This window comes from Leadbettera azotonutricia ZAS-9, from assembly GCF_000214355.1.
Lineage (GTDB): Bacteria > Spirochaetota > Spirochaetia > Treponematales > Breznakiellaceae > Leadbettera > Leadbettera azotonutricia.
This window is the reverse complement of the sequence record NC_015577.1, coordinates 2,011,911-2,032,589: the sequence shown is the minus strand read 5'-3', so window position 1 is coordinate 2,032,589 and position 20,679 is coordinate 2,011,911. Positions and strand designations below refer to the sequence as shown.

Here is a 20,679-nt window from a genome sequence, read left to right as displayed (position 1 = left end):
AGGCGAGTCTTTTTATTTCTGATTTATATTGTACACACCGTCCCACTTTTCGGGGGGCGGTTCTTTTTGGTACTGGCTGCAGCGGCGGATGAAGATCTGGGATGGTTCGTCGTCGGGTGTGCGGACAAGGACTTTCTTGAAGGAGCTTTGGGCTTTGGCCCAGTCTTTTGCGTTGAAGAGATTCAGGGCTTCATCGAAGAGGGCAGCCCTTTCGAGCACTTCTTCAGGGGCTTCGGCTTTGATGTCCATTACTTCGCAGAGTTGTACAGGTTTGCCTATGCCTACTACACGTACCTTGTCGAGGCGGCGGTAGAGTATGCCATCGCCGGCTTCGTTGAGGGTGTCCTGGCTTGCGAGTATCCAGGTGCCGTATTGTTTGTTGACTCCTTCGAGGCGGGCTGCGAGGTTTACCGAATTCCCCATGATGGTATAATCCATTTTGCCCTGGGTGCCCATGTTGCCTACGACCATGGTGCCGGTGTTAATGCCTATGCGGGTGAGGAGCGGGTAGGGCGAAAGGCCCTCGGCAAGGAAGCCCGCGTTGAGATCGTTTTCCATGCGCTTCATAATGATCGCGGAGGCGCAGGCCCTTAATGCGTGGTCCTGAAGATCCTTCTGGGGGGCGCCGAAGAAGGCTATGATGGCGTCGCCCTCATATTTGTCTATGGTTCCCCTGTGCCTAAGGACCACATCGCTCATGGAAGAAAGGTAACGGTTGAGGAGCCGGACAAGGGCCTTTGCGCCGTCCTGGGTGCCGTATTTTTGAGAAAGGGCTTCGGAGATGCTGGAAAAGCCTTTGACGTCCGTAAAGACTGCGGTCATATAGCGGGCTTCGCCGCCCAGTTCAGGGGGCTTGCCGCTCTTTACTATTTCTTCTACTACATCCCCCGAAAGATAGGTAGAAAAAGTGTTGCGTATAAATTGTTTTTCTTTTTCTGATGTGATAAATGCTGCGGTTTCCCTTATTACTACTGCTACTAATAATGCGAGGGCAGGGCCAAGAGGTCCGAGCCATATTCCTCTCAGCACAAAAAGGCCGAAAGAAATTCCCAATACAAGCATGACCCCCAAAAACCCGAGGCTGATCCTAATTCCGGGTTTTTTAACGGGCGTCAATGCAAAGATGACAAGGAAGGTCAGGGCAAAGCAGAGCAGCATGCTCCAGACGCGGTTCAGGGGTTTTATGAAAGAGCCTGAAACAACAGTGTCCATCATTACCCCGTGGGTGCCTACATTGACGTATTCGCCATGGAAGGGGTTTACCCCAAGATCGGTGGTTCCTGTATCGACACGCCCTATAATGATGATTTTGCCTTTAAGCTTTTCTTTAAGCTCATGGTGAATTTCTTCATAACGGTCCAGGGTTGTTTCAAGGTATTCAGAAAGGTTCAGGGCATACCGGGTTTCATTTTCAATATAATCTGATTCTTCGGGGTATTCTTGGATGAATGCCCGGCTTTTACCTGCGATATAGTCCTTAAGGCCGGAATCCAGGAGAGCCCTGATGCGGTCAAAGGCTTCGTTTCGCAATGAGGTATACTGATCAAAATCATAATCGCTTTTGTTTTCCAGGGCCCTGTCGCGGTGGGCTTCCGCGGCCTCTATAGTCCCAAGAAGGCTCGATACCTCGGAAATTACGGCCGGAAAGATGTCTTCGTTCACGATTTCCAAATTGGCAAGAAAAGCCTTGATGTCTCTCTGGTATGCTTCCATGTAAGAGAGCTGGGCAAAGGAGAGGTGGGTATAGCTTTTCAGGTAGGATGTTTTGGGCCAGTCGAGGAGCATGGCGCCCCTGGAGTCCAGGGGGATTTCTATGTCCCCTCCCTGTTTCTTGATGACCAGCTTTCCGGGGTAAAGTTCCAATTCGGGGTTCCCCATGCTTGCAACGAGGGGGGCAAAGGCAAGCTGGAGATACCAATAATCGCCTACCTTGCGGACAGGGTAAAGCCGCCGCCTTATGCCGTCCTGATCTATGATGATGTTGGTAAAGCCCGCGCCCTGGGCAGCGTCCATCACCAGGGGTATGGGGGGGAGCACATCGACATAGCTCCCGCTTGAAGCGCCGCCAAAGGCCTTTATGGGGTAGGAGAATTTCTTCTCAGCCGCGGGCCTGCGGGAAGCCTGTTCGCCCTCAAGGGGCATTAAAGCCTGTAGGTTAAGCGTTGCCCAGGCCCTGTCGAAGAGCGCCATGCTCTGGGCAAGGTAGATGTCGTTATCCCGTGTTACCTTCGTGGTCTCGTTAAAAAGGGCATCCTTCTCCTGGGCAATAAGATCGAGGAGTTCGCCCTTAAAAGCTTCAGCATCTGCGCCTTTTATGCTGCCCTGTGCCACAGCGCCTAAAAGCTCGCTTATATTGGATTCGATTTCGGCAAAACGGCGGTCAAAATCGGCTTTAAGGCCGCCCTTAAGGTAGACCTCGTCAACCTGGGTCGGGGCATTGTCAATATATTCAATATCGAAAATGGCTGTTTCTACCCCGTATTCCTTGAGCCTGAGGAGCCCGTCAGCCATGACCGAGCGGGGCCAGGGGAAGATCCCTACATGGGCAATGGCCTGATCGTCCACGTCCAGGAAGATGAAGTTTGCGGGGCGCTCCCTTTCGGGCCTCCCCCTTAGGAAAAGGTCGTATACTTTGTCTTCTGCCAGGGAGAAAAACTGGGTAAAATAGAGGAGGCAGAAGATGAGGGCGGAGCCTGCGGCAGTCAAAATGGAGATTTTTTTAAGGGACATGAGGCCTCCTCAAGTTTTAACCTCCCTGAGTATACCAGATTATTCAGATACCTTCAATTTGCTTAGAATAACTTTGAAATAACCGTATTTTATTTGCTGTTTTTTCTTGAACAAACCTGAATTTTCCTGTATGATAATTTCAAGAGAAAATACTTTCTCCAGATTGTTCAACGAGGGTTTATATAAATGCTGGATATCGGTCCCATCCACCGTAAGGAATACGAGTTAGACGCCGATCGATCCGAACCTGTTGTCATAGCCGAAGCACCCGGCCGCATACATTACCTGGGTGAGCATGGTGAACCAAAGGCTGGATTATTCCTATCATCCGCTATAGACCGGTACGTCCGGGTAGCGGTTAGTCTCCGGAAGGACAATTCCCTCCGGTTCTTTGCTGCGGATCTGGGTGAACGCAAGCGCACCACCCTGGTCAACCTCAAATACAAGCGGGAAGACCGCTGGGCCAACTATATCAAGGTGGCTATCCACATTTTTGCCGAGCTAGGCTATTCGGTAAAGGGCCTTAACTTCACGATTTCCGGGGATATACCCCAGCAGGTGGGGCTTGCCTCTTCCTCAGCCATGGAAATGGCCGCTGCGGTAGCTCTAAAGGGCATTTTTCAAGCGAATATCACGGAGAAAGAGCTTTTGACCAGGCTGACAGCTTCAAAGGCCCTGTTTTTCGGCAAGAATATCAGCCCTGTGGACTATCTTATAGCCTTGACCGCCCGAAAAGACCAGCTTCTCATCGTGGACGAGGTCTCCCTGGAAATAAAAAAGATAAAATCGCCCCTGACCAAGTACAAGCTCCTCATTATGGATTCCCGGGTGCCCCGTATGGGGGTTGAGGATGAGCTTAAACAGAGGCGGGTGGACATTAAAAAAGGGCTCGATCTCCTCTCCCATAAAAAGCAGGAGGCGACCTTCAGGGAATTTGCGGCCCTGGATCTGGTTGAATCCATGGGGAACCTCCCCGAGGAGATACGCAGGCGGAGCATGCACATTGTGCAGGAACTGCGCAGGGTGGAAGACGCCGGGGCTGCCCTTAAAAAGCCGGATCTTCCGGCATTTTCCAAGATCCTGTTCCATTCCCACGAAAGTTTGCGGGATTTGTACGAAGTTTCCTGTCCTGAAATAGACTGGCTTGTGAAGCGGGCCCAGGAAATCGAGGGGGTTCTGGGCTCCCGCATGACGGGCGACGGCTTTGGGGGCTGCACTTTTACCTTTATAAAGGAAGACACCATCGAGGAATATAAAAAGCGGCTCGAGGATTACGAGCGTATTTTCGGCTTCCATCCGGTGATCTACGAGGTGAAGCCGGCCACCGGGGCCAGGATTGTGGCAAATGCAGGCTAAGATGAACATACTGCTGACCAATGACGATGGCATTAGCGCCAATGGCCTCCTGAAATTGGCAGAGGTACTCCGTTCCAGGGGAGAGCACAATGTTTTTGTCCTTGCCCCTGATTCGAACCGTTCAGGGGTTTCCCACGGCTTTACCCTGCTAAGAAATCCCTTAAAGCTTGCCGAAATTGATAGAGATACTTATTCCTGTCCGGGGAAACCTGTTGACTGCGCCATGCTCCCCATACTGGGAGGCAGGCCCTGCAAGCCTGATGTAGTGATTTCGGGCATCAACCATGGGGCAAACCTGGGAACGGACATCATTTATTCGGGTACTGCTGCTGCCGCGAGACAGGCTGCGTTATTGGGAGTGCCGGGCATAGCCCTTTCCCTCGATGGGAGAAAGGATTTTTATTGGGATATGGCAGCAAATTATGCGGCGGATCATCTGGATGAATTTATCGCCCTCTGGAAGGAAGATGTGTTTATCAATGTGAATATTCCCAACAATCCCAAGGGGCCTTCGGGCCAGGTCCAAACATGGCCTGCGGTCAAGGACTACCATGACCGAATTGAGTTCATGAAGGACCCCCATGGGAAGGATTGGGTTTTTTTTCTGTCAGGAAAAGAGACTGTGGCGCCCGAGGCTGGCTCTGATTATGATGCGATTTCCAAAAACCTTGTTTCCATAAGCCCTGTCTGTGTGTATCCTGTGGTGCGCAGGGATCTGTGCCCCGGCGTCCCCGATTATGCCTCGGCAGGGAAGCGGAACTTCCAGCGAAGCTCCCAGTGGAAGGCTTAGCATGGCAGAGGCCGAAGGGAAAGGCGGGCCCCCGCCGAGAAAGGCAGGGCAGGGCGGAGCTATAAAAGAGGGGGTACGGCTTTACCGCCTCAAACGCTGGGATCTGGCCCTTCAGGAACTGCTTCTTGTAAACGCTGAAAAATTCAGCCCCGAAGAAAACACCGAGCTGGCCTATTATCTGGGCCTCTGCTACACCAAGCTTGAACGCTTCGACGATGCCCTGCTATACCTCGAGCAAGTGGTAACTTCCGGCCAGGATCCCTTAAGGGTCTATCAGTGCCGCATGACCCTGGCCTATATCTATGTGCTCACCAAAAGATCAAAAATGGCGGAGTTTGAACTTCACCGGCTTGCCAATAACGGCTTCGAGTCGGCCCAGCTGTACGCTACCCTGGCCTTTGCGGCATGGACCCAGAAGCACTACAAGCAGGCTGTTGACTATTATGAAAAAGCCCTGGACCTCGACGAGAACAACACTACTGCGCTTAATGGCCTTGGCTATGTCCTGGTCGATTCTGACATAGATCCCCTGCGGGGCTTGCGCTGCTGCAAAAAAGCAGTGGACCTGAAACCCCAGAGCGCCGCTTATCTCGATTCCCTTGGCTGGGCCTATTTCAAAAACGGCGAACTCATTGAAGCCCGCACCTGGCTTCGCCGTGCTATTGAGGCTGCCCCCCAGCAAAAGGAGATTAAGGATCACTTACGGGTGGTTACTGGGGAAGTATGAAGAATAAGCCCATTACCCTTGTTTTTGTTTTTCTCCTTTTTTCAGTTTTCCTGTATGCCCAGCAATTCCAGTCAGAGCAAAACCAGGGGCCCGATCTCAATGTGGTCAGGGCCCGTGAGGAATTCCGCATAGGGGTTCAGGCTTATAACCGCTTTGCCTTCAACGAAGCCATACTTTCCTTTGAGCGGGCTCTGGCCTTCCGCCCTGGCGAGTCCTTGATCCTGGATTGGCTGGGCAGGGCTTATTACCGTTCGGGGTTCGAGGATACCGCCTTGAGGCAGTGGCAGGCAGCTGCGGCCGCCTATGGGTATACCTCGGGGCAGGGCATACTTTTAGGCTCCATTATTGAAACCGTGAGAAACCGCCGGAGCCTTCTTCCTGTGCCCCTTGTGCGTTATGTGGAGTCCGGCCGTTATCCCAATACCAACGGCGAAATTTCCCTCTACCGTCAGCCCACTGCTGTCCTTGCCTGCGAGGACGGCTCTGCCTGGGTAGCGGCCTATGGCAGCAACGAGCTTGTCCGTATTGATGTGAACGGCATAATCCGGGACCGCAAGCGGGGCCCTCTCAATGGCTTCGACAGGCCCTACGACATAGCCAGGGGCCCTGACGGCAGGCTCTATGTTTCTGAATTCCGGGGGGGCAGGGTAAGCGTCCTTTCGAATAACGGGGACTGGCAGTATTATATAGGCTCCAAAGGCCTGGCGCCCGGTGAATTTGTGGGCCCTCAAAATCTCACCCTTGATGAAGAGGGTTATCTTTACGTGGTGGACTATGGCAACCGCCGGATCTCGAAATTCGATCCTTCAGGGACCTTCATACTTTCCTTTGGCGTAAGAGGTTCAGGCTTTCAGGGCTTCACCTCCCCTACGGGCATCGCGGCCAAAGACGGACGCGTCTATATTGCGGACGGCCTTGCCAAACAGATCCACATTTTTGACGGCAATGGATCATATCTTGGCCTCCTCACCGGGGATGTCCTCCTTTCCCCAGAAAGCCTCCGCTTCCTCGATGACGGTACCCTCCTGGTATCCGATGCCAATCGCATACTCCTCATCGATCCCAACACCGCCATAGTGAACGAGCTTGGGGTTCTTGGGAATACCGGAAGGGTGCGCATAACCGGGGCCGATATAGATCGCAACGGCAATGTGCTTGCAGCCGACTTCCTTTCAGGGGAAGTAACCATCATGACCCGCATGGAGGATATGGCTTCGGGCCTTTTCGTGCAGATAGACCGCATAGTATCCGACAACTTCCCCCTGGTTCAGGCTGAAATCCAGGTGCAGGACAGGCTTCGCCGCCCCGTAGTGGGCCTTGATGCCCGCAACTTCCTCCTGAGCGAACAGGGCCAGACTGTGGCGGAACAGAATTTCCTGGGCGCCGGCTTCCTTTCGAACCGCAGCGATGTATCCATATTGGTTGAACGTTCCCCTGCGACCCGGGCCTTGCGGGATGACCTCGCCGCTGCCGTGCGGGACATCAATGCGGCTGCCGGCAATGTGGTATCCCTTGTCTCGGCAGGCGAGCAGCCCCAAAGGGAAAGCCTCGTGCCCGCCGCCGGGAGCACCCCGGCCCGCCGCCTCGACGAGGCTGCGAGAAGCGGAAACTACAGCCCCCGCTGGCGGTTCGATCTTGGCCTCCGCCTTGCGGCCACCGATCTCCTCCCTGCGGAAAAGAAGCGTGCCGTGGTCTTCGTGGGTTCAGGCGCTGAAAACGGCGAAACCAACAGCCTCGGCGAGCTTGCCTTCGAGCAGTACGGCCTTTCGGAATTGGCAGCCTATCTTGCCAACAACAATATAATTTTCTACGCGATCCTCGTAGGGGGGAATGCTCCTGGGGCGGATCTGCGATACCTCTGCGAAGAGACCGGCGGCGAGGTGCTTCCCCTCTACCGTAATCAGGGCATAGGGCCTGTCATTCAGGAGCTTGCGCATAAGCCTTCGGGCTATTATATTTTAAGTTATCGTTCCGGACTGTCCACGGATTTCGGTAGGGCCTACCTTCCTCTGGAAGCAGAAGTCTACCTTATGGATCGATCAGGCAGGGACAGTACAGGCTACTTCCCGCCTTTGGAATAATATCAATACTATACCAAGGAGAATGAAATGGCATATCAATGGGATTCAAGCCTTGAAACAGGCTATGCACTGGTGGACAACCAGCACAAACAACTTATCGCTGCGGTGAATAACATGATGGAGGCCAGTCAAAGCGGCAAGGGGGATAAGGCAGTCATGGAGACTGTGGACTTCCTCACCGGGTATACCATCAAACATTTTGCTGACGAAGAAAGACTCCAGAAGCAGTTCAACTACCCCGACTACCTGAACCACAAGCGCATCCACGATGATTTTAAAAGCACCGTAGGCACCTACACCGAGCGCCTCACCAAAGAAGGCCCCAACCAGGCCATTATCGCCGAAGTCAGCGCTGCCGTAGGTTCATGGCTCCTCAACCACATAAAAGGCGACGACTTCCGCATGGCCGCCTTTGTCAAGGCTGCGGATAAATAGCAGAATTGCGGGTCAAGGCTTAGCCGGATACCCGCACCTCTCCAGCTCCTTTGCCCGCAGCGCTTCCTCTATAAGATCCCCACATTCCAGTGCCTCGTAAAGCTTCCAGGCTTCTTCCGGATCTCCCCGGAGTATGGGGTGGGGCGGGCTAAAGAGGACACAGCAATCCTCATACGGCAATATCGAAGTTTCGTAGGTGCCGAGTTTTTTTGCCATGCCTATAATCTGCTCCTTGTTGGTTCCTATGAGGGGGCGCAGGACAGGCAGGGTAACACGGCTTTGGGTGCAAGTGATGTTTTCTATGGTTTGGCTTGCAACCTGGGAAAGGCTCTCGCCTGACACAAGGCATTTATTCCCTCTCCTGATGGCCAGCTTTTCCGCGCAGTCCATCATGGCCATGCGGAGAAGGACGGTGCGCCATTCTTCGGGGGAACGTTCCTTGATCCTCATCTGGAGGGGGGTGAAGTTTATGACAAAGAGGCGCATGCCAAGGGAATAGCGGCCTACTATTTCCGCAAGCTTTACGGTTTTCTGCCGCGCCTCGTTGGAGGTGTAGGGATAGGCGTGGAAATAAACTGCCTCAAGGCTCATGCCCCGGCAGGCCATCATAAAGCCTGCAACCGGGGAATCTATGCCCCCCGAAAGAAGGAGGAGGCCTCGGCCTGCGGTTCCTACCGGCAGGCCCCGGAGGCCCTGGTTTGCAATGCCGTAAATAAAAGCCTTTTCCCGTATTTCCACCGAGACAATGCCTTCGGGTTCATGGACATCAACCTTGAGGTTCGGGAAGGCTTCGCAGATGGCGTCCCCTGCCTGGCATTCTATCTCGTAGGAATTGAGGGGGAAGCTTTTGTCCGTGCGGCGGGCTTCAACCTTAAAGGTCTTTATCCCCTTGGAAACGAGGAGCCGGCCTTCTTCGACGCAGGCAGCCAGCACTGATGGCTTTTCTTTTTCGCAGATCCTGGTTTTGGCCCAGCCTGAAATCCCGACGAGGTGGTTCAGGGCGTCCTCTGCCTGGAGCTCGCTGCCTTCGGGGCAGCGCACAAAAAAGCGGCCGTTGGTTGTCGAGACCTGGGCGCCTGTGCCTTTGAGGAGGGCTGCAAGGTTGCGCCGCAAGACTGCTTCAAAGCTCTGGCGGTTTCCGCCTTTAAGGGTAAGTTCCCCAGGCTTGAGGAGGTAGAGGGTTTTGCTCACAGGAATGCCAGCGCCTTTTCGATGCCCTCAAGGAGGGCGACAATGTCTTCTAGGGTGGTGGACCAGCCCTGGGAGATTCTGATGCCTTCGAGGCGGGCATGCTCGTCCAAGCCCATGGCTTCCAAAACCGGCCTGTCCGGGGAGGATGACGAACAGGCAGAACCAGTGGAGACCGCGAAGCCTTCGCTGTCCAGAGCCCTGACCATCACTTCGCCGGGGACATCCTTGAACCTTGCCTGCAGTATCCAGGGCGAAAAACGGAGATCATCTTCTGTGCGGCTTTCGGGTATCAGCAAAGCCCGGGGGTTTTTCTTTAAACCGCCTATGAGATGGCCCCAGCGCTGGCGGGCCTTTTCCTGCTCAAGCTTGACCGCATCCGGGGAGGCATATTGTTCAAGGCAGGCTGCCAGGGCCAACGCGCCGGAGGTGTTTTCGGTCCCCGGCCGTATGCCCCGTTCCTGGCCGCCCCCTGAATAGAGGACTTCCAAAGGTTTTCTCAGATAGAGGAGTCCTATGCCCCTTGGCCCCCCCAGCTTGTGGGCCGTGAACGAGGCCGAGTCAAGATCCCAGCTTCTTATATCGAGGGGGATTTTTCCCGCCGCCTGAACCAGGTCGCCGTGGAAGTGCACCGGGGCGCCATCTTTTGCCCGCAAGATTTTTGAAAGCCCTTCCATGTCCATGATGGCCCCGGTTTCATTATTCACAGCCATTATGGCGGCAAGGCGGGCATCGGGATTTTTTGCCAGGGCTTTGGAAAGAATTTCAGGGCTTACCCTGCCGTCTTTTTCAACCTCGATAATGGCCGGGGAAAACCCCAGCTTTTCCAGGACCAGGCAGTTTTCCCTGACCGAAGGATGCTCCACTGCGGAATAGAGGAATTTCACCTTCTTTGGCCGCAAAAGCAGGGAATGGAGCACCAGGGCATTGGATTCCGTACCCCCGGAAGTAAAATAAAGACACTCGGCGGGTACCTTCAGGGCTTTTGCGCAGCGTGATCGGGCTTTTTCGAGGGCTTCTTTTGCCTGGCGGCCTTCAGCATAGGGGGATGAAGGGTTTCCGAATGTATTTTTTATATCAATATCCCCCAGGGAAGGAAGGGGGAGGGCAGTGGCAGCCCAGTCGAAGTAGCGTCGCTTATCCATCAATAAATCATAAAAAAGTATTGACTTCCTGACAAGACCATGGGAAACTTGATAATCATGGATATGGGAACATTTTGCTCAGATCCTCTTATTGATGAATACTCAAAAAAGCTCAAAGTTTGCGGCCATCCTGTGCGGCTCAAGCTTCTCTGCGCTATTTCCAAGCAGGATGACACCTGTGTCACTAATCTTTGGAACTGCCTGGGCGAGAGCCAGCCTGTTATCAGCCAGCACCTTGCAGTTTTAAAGGAAAGCGGTATAGTAGATTGCACAGTGCAAAAAAACAAGCGGATCTATTCCATTGCCGATGACTTTATACGAGATCTGGTTGCGAAAATTGTAGACGAGAAACGGAGTCCTTAATGTTGGTCTTGAAATTTGGTGGCACTTCAGTAGGAACCCCTGAAGCTATTGGCAAGATTATTGATATACTCAAAGATGGGGAGCACCGGGACAGAGTCCGGGTCGTGGTAGTTTCGGCATTTTCGAAGGTCACGGACAGCCTCATCAGCATGAGCCTCAAGGCCGCCTCTGGGGATGGCGCCTACCGTGAAGCCGCAGAATCCCTCAAGAAGCGGCACCTTGAAACAGCAGGGGCTTTTTTATCAGGCGAAGCCCTGGAAAAAGCTTCCCTGGCCCTGGACGATGCCATTCTGGAGCTTGTCCGCGTTTTGGATGGTATTGCGGCCCTCAAGGAATTTTCGCCCCGTACCCAGGATCTTGTCATGAGTTTTGGGGAAAGGCTTTCGGCCTCCCTCATAGCGCCTATTTTCAGCTCCCGGGGCATACCCGCGTCCTACCTTGATGCCCGGCCCCTGATAAAAACGGATCGGGTTTTTGGCAAGGCCAATTATTTTATTGAAGAAACTTCGGGCCGCATACGCTCCTATTTTAATTCTCTTTCCCTCAAGCTGCCCATGGATGCAGGGGCAGCCAAAGCCAAAGCGCCTATCCAGGTTGCCACGGGCTTTATTTCTTCCACCATGGACGATACCACTTCTACCCTGGGCAGGGGCGGGTCCGACCTTACCGCAGCCATCATAGGGGCGGCCCTGGATGCCGAAGAAGTGGAGATCTGGACCGATGTGGATGGCATACTCACCGCAGATCCCAGGCAGGTTAAAAATTCTTTCCGCATAGAAAGCATCTCCTATGAAGAGGCCATGGAGCTTTCCCATTTTGGCGCCAAGGTGATCTACCCTCCTACCATCAGGCCGGCCCTGGAAAAAGGCATACCCATCAGGATCAAGAACACCTTTAACCCCGCCTGCCCTGGCACCAGTATTGTCAAAGATGCAAGCCAGGGTCCTTTCCCCATCAGGGGCATAAGTTCCATGAGCGGCATGGCGCTGCTCCGCGTCCAGGGTTCGGGTATGGTAGGGGTCAGGGGCTTTTCCGCCAGGTTGTTCACCGCCATAGCCAGGAAGGGCATCAACATCAACCTTATTACCCAAAGTTCGAGTGAGTACTCCCTCTGTTTTGCGGTGATCCCCGAGGATGCTGAAATCGCCTGCGAAGCGGTCAAAGAAGAATTCAGGACGGAAATTGCCGCTGGCCATATCGAGCCTCCCATTGCGGAAACGGATCTTTCAATTGTCGCAGTGGTTGGGGCAAAGATGAAGCACAGCTCCGGCGTTTCGGGCAAGGTCTTCCATGCGCTTGGCCGCAACGGCATCAATGTGGTAGCCATAGCCCAGGGTTCATCGGAACTCAATATCTCCGCAGTGATTTCAAAGCAGGACGAGGCCAAAGCCCTCAACGCCATACACGAAGTCTTTTTCCTTTCTGGGGTCCGTTCGGTGAATCTCTTTCTCCTGGGTACAGGACTCATAGGCGGAACCCTCCTGGAACAGATTGCGGCGCAGCGCGAAATTCTGGCTGATCAGCACAAGATAAAGATTAACCTGGTTGGCGCAGGGGACTCCAAACACATGATGCTCAGCCAGTCGGGGCTTGATCCAAAATCCATAAAAGCCCAGCTAAGGGAAGGAAAGGAAGCCCTCGATTTGCAGGCTTTCGTTTCAAAAATGAAGGCCATGAACCTGCCCAATACCTGCTTTTGCGATTGCACTGCCAGTGACGAAGTTGCAGGATGGTACGCCGAAATACTCCAGTCGTCCATTCCCATAGTAACCCCCAACAAGCGGGCCAACGCAGGCAGCCTGGGCTATTACAAAACCCTCACCGGTTTTTCCCGCGAAAGGGGCATACCCTATCTCTACGAAACCACAGTCTGCGCCGGGCTTCCGGTCATTTCCACCCTGCGGGATCTCTTCCTTTCGGGGGATAAAGTGCGCCGCATAGAGGCGGTCCTTTCAGGTACCTTGAGCTACATCTTCAACAATTACGACGGCTCCAAACCCTTCTCGGCCCTGGTGCGGGAAGCCAAGGCCAAGGGTTACACCGAGCCCGATCCCCGGGATGATCTTAATGCCATGGATGCCGCCAGAAAGGCCCTCATCCTTGCCCGTGAATGCGGCCTCTCCCTGGAATTCCCTGCTGTGGATATAGAACCGATTTTGCCCCCCTCCTGCTTCAAGGCTGACAATGTGGAAGCCTTCTTCTCGGAGCTTGAAAAATCCGACAGGGATTTTGAAAAACGCCGCGCCGCAGCTGAGGCTGAAGGCAAATCCCTGCGCTATGTCGCCATTATCGAAGAGGGCGCCGCAAAGCTTTCGCTCCGGGCGGAAGCCCCAGGCAGCCCTTTCCTTTCCCTGATAGACTCGGACAACATTGTAGTGATCTCCTCGGATCGTTATTCAAGCCTCCCCATGGTCATAAAAGGCCCCGGCGCCGGCGCCCAGGTTACAGCCGGGGGAGTATTCGCGGATATTGTGAGGATCGCGCGGACCCTGGTTTAGGGTCATATAGATTATAAGAGGAGCAGCGTATGAAGAAATTTATCATTATTTTTGTTTTGATCCTTGGCTCAATCCCTGTTTATTCCCTAACCTTTCTGGAATATTTAGCCCATTGCAATGTTTCCCTCGGGCCGAATTTTATGGCCGGGGGGGATATTTCCGGGGATAATGCAGCGTATTCAATTTGGCTGAGCGATAATCATGGACCTATCTATTATTATGATTACAGCCCTTCAGACATTAAAAAGCCTGTAGGCATAAGTTTTGATACCAGGCTTCCCTTTTATTTTAACGACTTGTTTGCCCTGGGGCTGAACATCGAATTGGGCGGCTTTAATTATATGTCTGGCCTCATTGGAGCTTATTTTGATTATTATTTTTCGCCCCGCTGGTCTTTTGTCGGCAGCATAGGGGGTTCTCTTGCATTGATAAGCTATAAATTAGGCGAGGCCAATGGCAAAGATGTCACTCTTTCCGGTTCGGGCACAAGCGGCCTGGGCCTGAGTCTTGGGGCAAAATTCCATGTTTTTAAATACATGTACCTCGAAGCCGGTTACCGGCTGGGATGGGCTTCAAAAATAAGCGAGTACAGTGTCCGGTATGACGGCGAAAAAGTCGGGAATTTACCGCTTCCGCCTCTTAAGGCAAGCGCCTCGCACAATTTCTCAATAAAAATCGGCGCAGGGATATAATTGAGTTCAGGAGGCCAAAATAATTGTCGCCAACGGCTCGCATACCATGCAGGCAGGGTCTTCAAAAACGGATTCCGGAGATGAAATATCATTCACCGGTACATCCGAAGAGATCCGTTTCTATGCAGAACCTCAAATGGGAATTATAGGCGCCCGGTTTAAGTTGACGGAAACGGAACGCCGGAAACTATAAGCAGCTGCCGCCCCTATCTCAAATAAATTTCCGATTTCTCCATCTTTGCGAGTATGCCCTCGAAGGCGCCCATGTCCCAGGCTATGTCTATGACGCCATAACGGTTGCGTATCATCTGGGCACGGCGGGCTGTGGCAATAGCATAGCCCCGGGCAAGGCCAATTGCCTCGGGCAGCACTGGGCAGCCGGCCTTTGCCAGGAGTTCTTTGAGCTCTTTATAGGGGAGAAGTTTAGCCAGCACTTTGGCCCGAAGATCTTTCCATGAATCCCTGAAAGCTTCATTGATTATCCCGGCTTTTTTGTCGTCCATGAATTTCTCTTTTGATTTTTTGACTATGCCGTCGTGGGCAGGGCTCCCGTCGAAGGCCCTTGAAACTTCGGCTTCCCTCTCCTCCAGGCTGGGCCGCTTAAAGCCCTTGGGTATGGCAGGAGGGCCGGAAGGATCGGCAAAAAATGTTTCCGTGAAGGCGGTTAACGCCAGGGTTCCAATAGTCACCTTGTGCCCGTGGGTGACAGGTACCCCGTTCATGGAAAGGTCTTCCATTTCCCACACATGGCTAAAAAGATGCTCCCCCCCCGAAACCGGGCGGGAGTTTTTCATGTACTGCATGGCAAAGCCTGTTATGGCGAGGGACTTGAAAAGGGTGTTTATGGCGTCTCCGTCGCCCTGGACAGCGTTGACCGAATTTTGAAGGTTGTCCATAAGATTGATCTGAATCATGGACCAGCAAACCGGATCCCTTGCAGGCGCTTCAGGCGCCCCGAAAGCCCCTGCTTTTTCGGCGACGATCCAGTCGGTGCCTGCGGTTATTTTGCTCGCCAGATCCCCAAAGCCCGATGAAGAGAGGAAGGCCGGCGCCCTGGCTATCACTTCGGTATCGGCAGCCAGTGCCAAGGGGGCAGTGCAGGGCAGGGTCTGCTTGAAGCCATCCAGGAGCAGGGCGGCCCCGTTGGGGGTAAAGCCGTCTACCGACGCGGCTGTAGGCACACAGAGATAGGGCAGTCGGAGTTCATAGGCCGCACATTTTACCAGGTCGTTGACTGTGCCTGATCCCACTGCAATGGGAACCAGTTCAGGGTAGCCCCCGAGGGAAGCCATGAAATTTTTAAGGAAACGAACATGGCCGTAGTCTGCATGGAGCCTGGGTTCCCCGGGGAATATATGCATCCCGGCGACCTTGGTTCCACCATCTTCTATTATGTCCTTGACCCGCTTTCCCGCCGCCTTCATGGTGTTTTCGTCCGCTATAACGCAAACCGCCCTGGAGGCAAAGAATTTTGAAAGAAGCCCCGGGATCTCGTCCAGGGCGCCGGGTTTTAAAAGAAGCTCTTTTGTCTCATCGGCCTGATTAATGCAGTCGTCCAGAGACAGGGCGGTTAATGTGTTTTCGTTCATGGTTTACTGTACCACATTTTATGATGTATATTTAAGCTACGGAGGAGACATGCCAATAGCGAATGCGATAAAAGAGGCCCTTGGTTCCCAGTCCATGATCAGGAAGATGTTTGAAGAAGGAACCCAGCTTAAAAAACAACACGGTGCTGACAAGGTCTTTGATTTTTCCCTGGGGAACCCTGACATAGAGCCGCCCCCGGCCTTCCACCGGGTTTTCCTTAAAATGGCCAAGGAAGACAAAAAAGGCTCCCATGGCTATATGCCCAATGCAGGGTATCCTGAAGTGCGCGAAGCCCTGGCCCAAAAGGCTTCAAAAGAGCATGGTGTTGCCATAGACGGCTCCCATATTGTCATGGCAGTAGGCGCAGCAGGCGGCCTCAACGTGGTCTTTAAGTCCATACTCAACCCAGGGGATGAAGTCATAGTGCCCAGGCCCTATTTCATGGAATACCGCTCCTATGTGGGGAACCACGGCGGCAAGCTGGTAGAGGCAGACACCCTGCCCGATTTCAACCTTGACCTCAATGCCATTAAGGCAAAGCTTTCTGCCAAAACCGCCGCAGTGCTGATCAACTCCCCCCACAACCCCACAGGCCGCATCTATTCGGCTCAGACCCTTTCGGAGCTTGCAAAGATTTTGGAAGAGCACGGCAATGCCTCGGGCCGCATGCCCTATCTTATTTCTGACGAGCCCTACCGCGAGATCGCCTACGACGGCATCGAAGTGCCCCCGGTGCTGGCAGTCTACAGCGAATCCCTGGTGGTAAGCTCCTATTCCAAGAGTCTTTCCCTCCCCGGCGAGCGCATAGGCTTTGTGGCTGTAGGGCCCAAGGTAAGCGATAAACTCAATGTGGTTGGCGCTCTTATCTTTGCCACCCGCATCCTGGGTTTTGTGAATGCCCCGGCCCTGATGCAGCGCATAGTGGCGGAACTCATCTTTGCCAAAGTTGACATTGACATATACGCCCGCCGCAGGGCAGCGTTCACCAAAATTCTGGATGACGTTGGCATCCCCTACGCCAGGCCGGAGGGCGCCTTCTACCTGTTCTGTAAAGTCCCCGGCAAAGGCGGCAAGCCCCTCACCCAGGGAGAAGCAGGAGACGACAAAGCCTTTGTGGATCACCTCAAGCAGTACCTCATCCTGGGGGTGCCAGGCACCGGTTTCGGCAAACCCGGCTGGCTCCGGTTTGCCTACTGCGTGGACGAGAAGATTATCAAAGCGTCAGGAGAAGCCTTCAAAAAAGCCATGGAGAATTGGTGAGCTGTCGCGGTCTAACTTTCCTGTGTTTCATGATGCAAGGCCGACATCGCCTTTACCGCTTCTTCCACCGAAAGGCCCTCTTTGTTTTCACGAGATGGCAAATCCCTGAGGATGAGGGGGCTTTTTAAGGGGTCTTCGCCGGGAATGATCAGCCAGCGGAGGCCCTTTTTTTCGGCCAGCATAAACTGCTTGGTGAGCTTTGCTTCGTCGAGGAACACTTCGCAGGGGATCCCCGCCTGCCGGAATTTTTCTGCCAGGGCCTGGTTCAAGCCGCCTTTGTCTTCCTTGATGCAGGCGATGGCCGCGGAAGCATAGCTGGGCCTTGCCTGGAGTTTTCCCAGGTGCTCAAGGCCGGCGATAAGGCGGTCTATGCCAATGGAGGAGCCTACGCCGGGTATGGCCTCTTTGGAATAGAGAGCAGCCAGGTTGTCGTAGCGGCCCCCTGAGCACACTGAGCCTAGTTCGGGCATTTCTTTGAGCAGGGTTTCGTAGACTATGCCGGTGTAGTAATCAAGGCCCCGAGTGATCGAAGGGTCGAGCACAAAATTTTCGGCTATGCCTGAGTCGATCATAAAGCGGCGTATCAACATGAGCCTCTCGGCCTCGGGGCAGGCTTCATTGCCAGAGGCTGCTTCTTTCATCGCATTGAGAATTTCGTCAAAGCTGCCTTTTATCTCAATGAACTTGAGGACTTCTTCTGCCTTTGCAGTGCCGGTGGATTCTGACAAAAGTTTGAGGGTCTCGTCCCTGCCGATTTTTTCAAGCTTGTCCACAGCCCGCAGTATATCCACCGATTTATCGAGTACGCCGATGCGGGAGAGGAAGCGGTTAAAGAGGCCCCGGTGGTTGAGCCTGATACTGACTTCGCCTGCGCCAAGCACACCAAGGGCATTCTTCATCATGAGGAGTATTTCAAAATCGGCGGCTGCGCTGTCGCTGCCCACTATGTCAAAGTCGCACTGGGTAAATTCACGGTAACGGCCCCGTTGGGTGTTTTCGCCCCGCCACACCTTGGCAATGTGGTACCGCTTAAAGGGGAGGGCGATTTCCTGGCGGTGTTCCGCCACAAAGCGGGCAAAGGGGACGGTGAGATCGAAGCGCAGGGCTACGTCGCGATCCCCGTTGTCCTTAAAGCGGTAGACCTGCTTTTCGGTTTCGCCGCCGCCCTTGCCCAGAAGGATTTCTGTATATTCCAGGGCAGGGGTGTCTATGGGCACAAAGCCGAAGGACCGGAAGGAGGCTTCGATCTTTTCGAGGAGATCCCTGCGGGCTATTTCCGCAGGGGGCAAAAAATCCCGAAACCCCTTAAGGATCCTGGGTTCAATAAATGCTGCCATGTTTTTCTCTTTTTTTAGTAGCTTAGTTTTCCTGACGCGTTTGCGGCCGGAGCAACCCTCAGGTTATACCAGTAATCATCTATGATTTCCACAAGTTCGGGGCTAAAGGCAAGGTTCGCTGTGGTACGGACTATGCCCTGGGGGAGGGTCTCTGAAGTAGAGACTATCCCCGCAGCCGAAACCCGGTACTTCTTAAAGTAAAATTGATAGGCTATGGGAGATCCTGAAGGCCTGAGAGGCGCGCCGGGGGCTTCCATGTGTTCCACGGTCTTGCTGGAAAGGGAATAGATCTGTATGCGCCGGGCTTCTTTCTTGGGCTCTATGATAGTGGCGTACATATTGTAGCCCATGGCCTTGGCAACATCAGGGGTAATCCTGATGGATTTTTTGCCATAATCCTCATACTGCATCTTGATTCTGTCCTGGGTATCCATAAAGTTTCCCAGGATATTGATCATCTCGTCCGGCGAAGTCTTAAAGTCCACCACAAAAAGGCCCACATTCTCCCTGCCCTTCATCTGCCCTATGGTGCTCAGGTTGCAGCGAATAAAGAATTTTACCGGTTCCGGCCTGGCCTCAGGGTTCAAGGCTATGGAAAGCCCCACAATGCCATTCACATAGCGCTGAAAAAAGGTAAGCTCCTGGACCGAAAGGGATGCCAAAAAAATGGAGCGCTTGAAACCCAGCTGGAAGGGCACGCAGAGTATCACATATTCTTCGATTTTAAGGGAACAATGGGCGCGATCCACCCCAAGTTTAGCAAGGGCGTACTGATTACACGGTATGCTTGACTCGGAGAACCTTGCCATGTATTGTGCCGGCCCCGCAGGCGCTGTTGCCATCTTCCCTTAACCTCTTTTTCAATTTATATAAGTTTTATAAATTTGGCAAGGGCATGGTGCAGGGCAGGTTTTAGGGGCAAATTATATATCATCGAAACGTATCCCTTCCCCTGCAGGGATGAAGGCCCTGGCTTTGTTCCCTATCACATAGCCCTCCCAGGAGGGCGGAAGCCCCGGCCGGAGTATCTTTTCGGTCCTCAATATCGAAATCATGGACTCTGTGATGATTTCCCCCTCCTCTATGTCCCTCAAGGCATGGATGGAACGATTGGTGCGGGTATAATTGGCATTCTCGGATGGCGCCAGGCGCTTTATTCCATCCCCAAGAATGGCCTGGACTTTTTCACCCCCCCAGGTTTCTGACTTTGCCTCCAGGGTTTTTTGAGGCCCCAGGGCGGAAGCTTCCCGTACCGCCTTGACCATTGCCTTAAAGCCTTCGGGGGGCAGGGCGATGGGATCGTCCAGGCCCGGATCGTCCCGGGAGAGGCAAAAGTGCTTTTCGATGACCGAGGCGCCCATGCTCACTGCGAGAACCGGCACCATTTCGGGGTCCATGCTGTGGTCGCTCACCCCCACAGGGAGGCCAAAAACCGAGCTCAGGCTCTGCAAAACCCTAAGGTTGTAGTCAGTTTCGGGGGCCGGATACGAGGTCACACAATGAAGGAGGCATAAATTCGCCTTGTTTTTCCCGCCCCTCAGTATTTCTACCGCTTCCTCTATGTCCCCCAGCTTCGAAACCCCTGTCGAGAGCAGGACAGGAAGCCCGTAACTGGCTATTTCTTTGAGCAGAGGTGTATGGTTAAGCTCCGGGGATGCTATTTTGATGAAAAAGGGGTCCAGGCGCTTGAGTTCCCTGGCGCTTTGCAGGCCAAAGGGAGTGCAGAGGAAAAGGAGGCCCCGTTTTTCAACTTCTTCCTTCATTTGGGCGTAGAACGAAGGGTCTGTTTCAAGCTCCTTGAAGCGGTCGTAAAGCCTGATATTGCCTCCGGGAAGGGCTACCTCCCCGGTATTGGGGTGGAGTATCTCATTGGCGTAGACTATCTGGAATTTGACGCAATCGGCGCCGGCTTCGGCAGCGGCGGCAATGAGTTCCCGGGCCTTTGTCAGGTCTGTTCCATGGGATGTTCCCAGCTCGGCTATAATAAGCGCTTTTTTAGGGCTATATTCGGTGTTTTTTATGCGAAATTTTTCATTTCCCATGGTTTCCCCCTCGACTTTTTTTTTCACTAGGGATATACTAATTATAGACAATTATACATTAAAGGAGTTTTATATGAAGACCCTTACTTGCGATGTGTGCAGGAATATCATCCAGTCTCCTGTTTCGAACCGTAACTATTTCCATCTGGCCCACCGGGACATTTGCGAACCCTGCCATGACAAACTTGAAGCCCTGATTAAACCCACGGTCAGAACCAAGGCGCCTTTCTCTTACGATTGGTATTCTAAGCTTGTCCAGGAATCCATCGAAAAAGCAATACAAAAAGGTAAATTCGACGCCAGCAAGGCGTAAAATATCCCCGAGGGATAGGCCAGGGCAGTTTCCTGGAAATTTGTCTTGAACTATCCCTCAAGATGCTTCGCTCCCTCTTCCCATTCTTTTTATTTTCTGCTATAAATATATTCCAATTCATTTGGTAAGGAG

At 53.3% G+C, this 20,679-nt stretch carries 17 protein-coding genes; 10 read left to right on the top strand and 7 right to left on the bottom strand.

The features are described from left to right. Positions 1–12: 12 nt before the first annotated feature. Complete coding sequence (locus tag TREAZ_RS08845) at positions 13–2,730, bottom strand: CHASE2 domain-containing protein (protein ID WP_015711496.1); 2,718 nt, start codon at positions 2,728–2,730, stop codon at positions 13–15. Positions 2,731–2,916: 186 nt separating this feature from the next. On the opposite strand from TREAZ_RS08845, the gene galK reads away from it, so the two are divergent. Genes galK through TREAZ_RS08820 form a run of 5 tightly spaced genes read left to right on the top strand, consistent with a single transcriptional unit; the run spans position 2,917 to position 8,119 of the window. Next, entirely contained in the window at positions 2,917–4,086 is a 1,170-nt protein-coding gene (galK, locus tag TREAZ_RS08840; protein WP_015711494.1) for a galactokinase, read from the top strand. After that, entirely contained in the window at positions 4,076–4,876 is an 801-nt protein-coding gene (gene surE, locus TREAZ_RS08835; protein WP_245535007.1) for a 5'/3'-nucleotidase SurE, read from the top strand. The genes galK and surE overlap by 11 nt, the downstream gene beginning before the upstream one ends. A gap of 1 nt (position 4,877) precedes the next feature. Then, the gene (locus TREAZ_RS08830) at positions 4,878–5,603 is read left to right on the top strand and encodes a tetratricopeptide repeat protein (RefSeq protein WP_015711492.1); all 726 of its coding nucleotides are present in this window, start codon (positions 4,878–4,880) and stop codon (positions 5,601–5,603) included. After that, complete coding sequence (locus TREAZ_RS08825; RefSeq protein WP_015711491.1) at positions 5,600–7,684, top strand: 6-bladed beta-propeller; 2,085 nt, start codon at positions 5,600–5,602, stop codon at positions 7,682–7,684. The genes TREAZ_RS08830 and TREAZ_RS08825 overlap by 4 nt, the downstream gene beginning before the upstream one ends. Positions 7,685–7,711: 27 nt before the next feature. Further along, positions 7,712–8,119: a bacteriohemerythrin gene (locus TREAZ_RS08820; RefSeq protein WP_015711490.1), complete on the top strand. Its 408-nt coding sequence runs from the start codon at positions 7,712–7,714 to the stop codon at positions 8,117–8,119. 12 nt (positions 8,120–8,131) lie between these two features. On the opposite strand, the gene thiI is transcribed toward TREAZ_RS08820, so the two are convergent. After that, positions 8,132–9,310 (bottom strand): tRNA uracil 4-sulfurtransferase ThiI, encoded by a 1,179-nt coding sequence (gene thiI, locus TREAZ_RS08815; protein WP_015711489.1) that lies wholly within the window; start codon positions 9,308–9,310, stop codon positions 8,132–8,134. Continuing rightward, a complete protein-coding gene (locus TREAZ_RS08810; RefSeq protein WP_015711488.1) occupies positions 9,307–10,452 on the bottom strand; it encodes a cysteine desulfurase family protein in 1,146 nt (381 codons plus the stop codon). Before TREAZ_RS08810 ends, thiI begins: the two co-directional genes overlap by 4 nt. A 63-nt stretch (positions 10,453–10,515) precedes the next feature. Between TREAZ_RS08810 and TREAZ_RS08805 the strand changes: the two genes are divergently transcribed. From TREAZ_RS08805 to TREAZ_RS08795, 3 genes are read left to right on the top strand one after another with little or no spacing between them, the layout of a single operon-like run. Further along, complete coding sequence (locus tag TREAZ_RS08805) at positions 10,516–10,815, top strand: ArsR/SmtB family transcription factor (protein ID WP_245535006.1); 300 nt, start codon at positions 10,516–10,518, stop codon at positions 10,813–10,815. Further along, the gene (thrA, locus tag TREAZ_RS08800) at positions 10,815–13,313 is read left to right on the top strand and encodes a bifunctional aspartate kinase/homoserine dehydrogenase I (RefSeq protein WP_015711486.1); all 2,499 of its coding nucleotides are present in this window, start codon (positions 10,815–10,817) and stop codon (positions 13,311–13,313) included. Before TREAZ_RS08805 ends, thrA begins: the two co-directional genes overlap by 1 nt. Positions 13,314–13,342: 29 nt before the next feature. Next, a complete protein-coding gene (locus TREAZ_RS08795) occupies positions 13,343–14,005 on the top strand; it encodes a hypothetical protein (protein WP_015711485.1) in 663 nt (220 codons plus the stop codon). Positions 14,006–14,211: 206 nt separating this feature from the next. On the opposite strand, the gene TREAZ_RS08790 is transcribed toward TREAZ_RS08795, so the two are convergent. Continuing rightward, a complete protein-coding gene (locus TREAZ_RS08790) occupies positions 14,212–15,594 on the bottom strand; it encodes a sn-glycerol-1-phosphate dehydrogenase (RefSeq protein WP_015711483.1) in 1,383 nt (460 codons plus the stop codon). 49 nt (positions 15,595–15,643) lie between these two features. Between TREAZ_RS08790 and TREAZ_RS08785 the strand changes: the two genes are divergently transcribed. Then, positions 15,644–16,855: a pyridoxal phosphate-dependent aminotransferase gene (locus TREAZ_RS08785; protein WP_015711482.1), complete on the top strand. Its 1,212-nt coding sequence runs from the start codon at positions 15,644–15,646 to the stop codon at positions 16,853–16,855. A gap of 11 nt (positions 16,856–16,866) precedes the next feature. Here the strand turns inward: TREAZ_RS08785 and hisS are convergent, their stop codons facing one another. The 3 genes from hisS to TREAZ_RS08770 all read right to left on the bottom strand — a co-directional run bounded on the left by hisS (position 16,867) and on the right by TREAZ_RS08770 (position 20,234). Next, entirely contained in the window at positions 16,867–18,192 is a 1,326-nt protein-coding gene (gene hisS / locus TREAZ_RS08780; protein ID WP_015711481.1) for a histidine--tRNA ligase, read from the bottom strand. A gap of 14 nt (positions 18,193–18,206) precedes the next feature. Then, entirely contained in the window at positions 18,207–19,034 is an 828-nt protein-coding gene (locus TREAZ_RS08775; protein WP_148257774.1) for a PilZN3 domain-containing protein, read from the bottom strand. Between the two features lie 81 nt (positions 19,035–19,115). Further along, positions 19,116–20,234, bottom strand: coding sequence for an N-acetylneuraminate synthase family protein (locus TREAZ_RS08770; protein ID WP_015711479.1), 1,119 nt, complete (start codon positions 20,232–20,234; stop codon positions 19,116–19,118). A gap of 73 nt (positions 20,235–20,307) precedes the next feature. Here TREAZ_RS08770 and TREAZ_RS08765 point away from each other — a divergent pair, with 73 nt between their 5' ends. After that, positions 20,308–20,547, top strand: coding sequence for a hypothetical protein (locus TREAZ_RS08765; protein ID WP_015711478.1), 240 nt, complete (start codon positions 20,308–20,310; stop codon positions 20,545–20,547). The last annotated feature ends 132 nt before the right edge of the window (positions 20,548–20,679 follow it).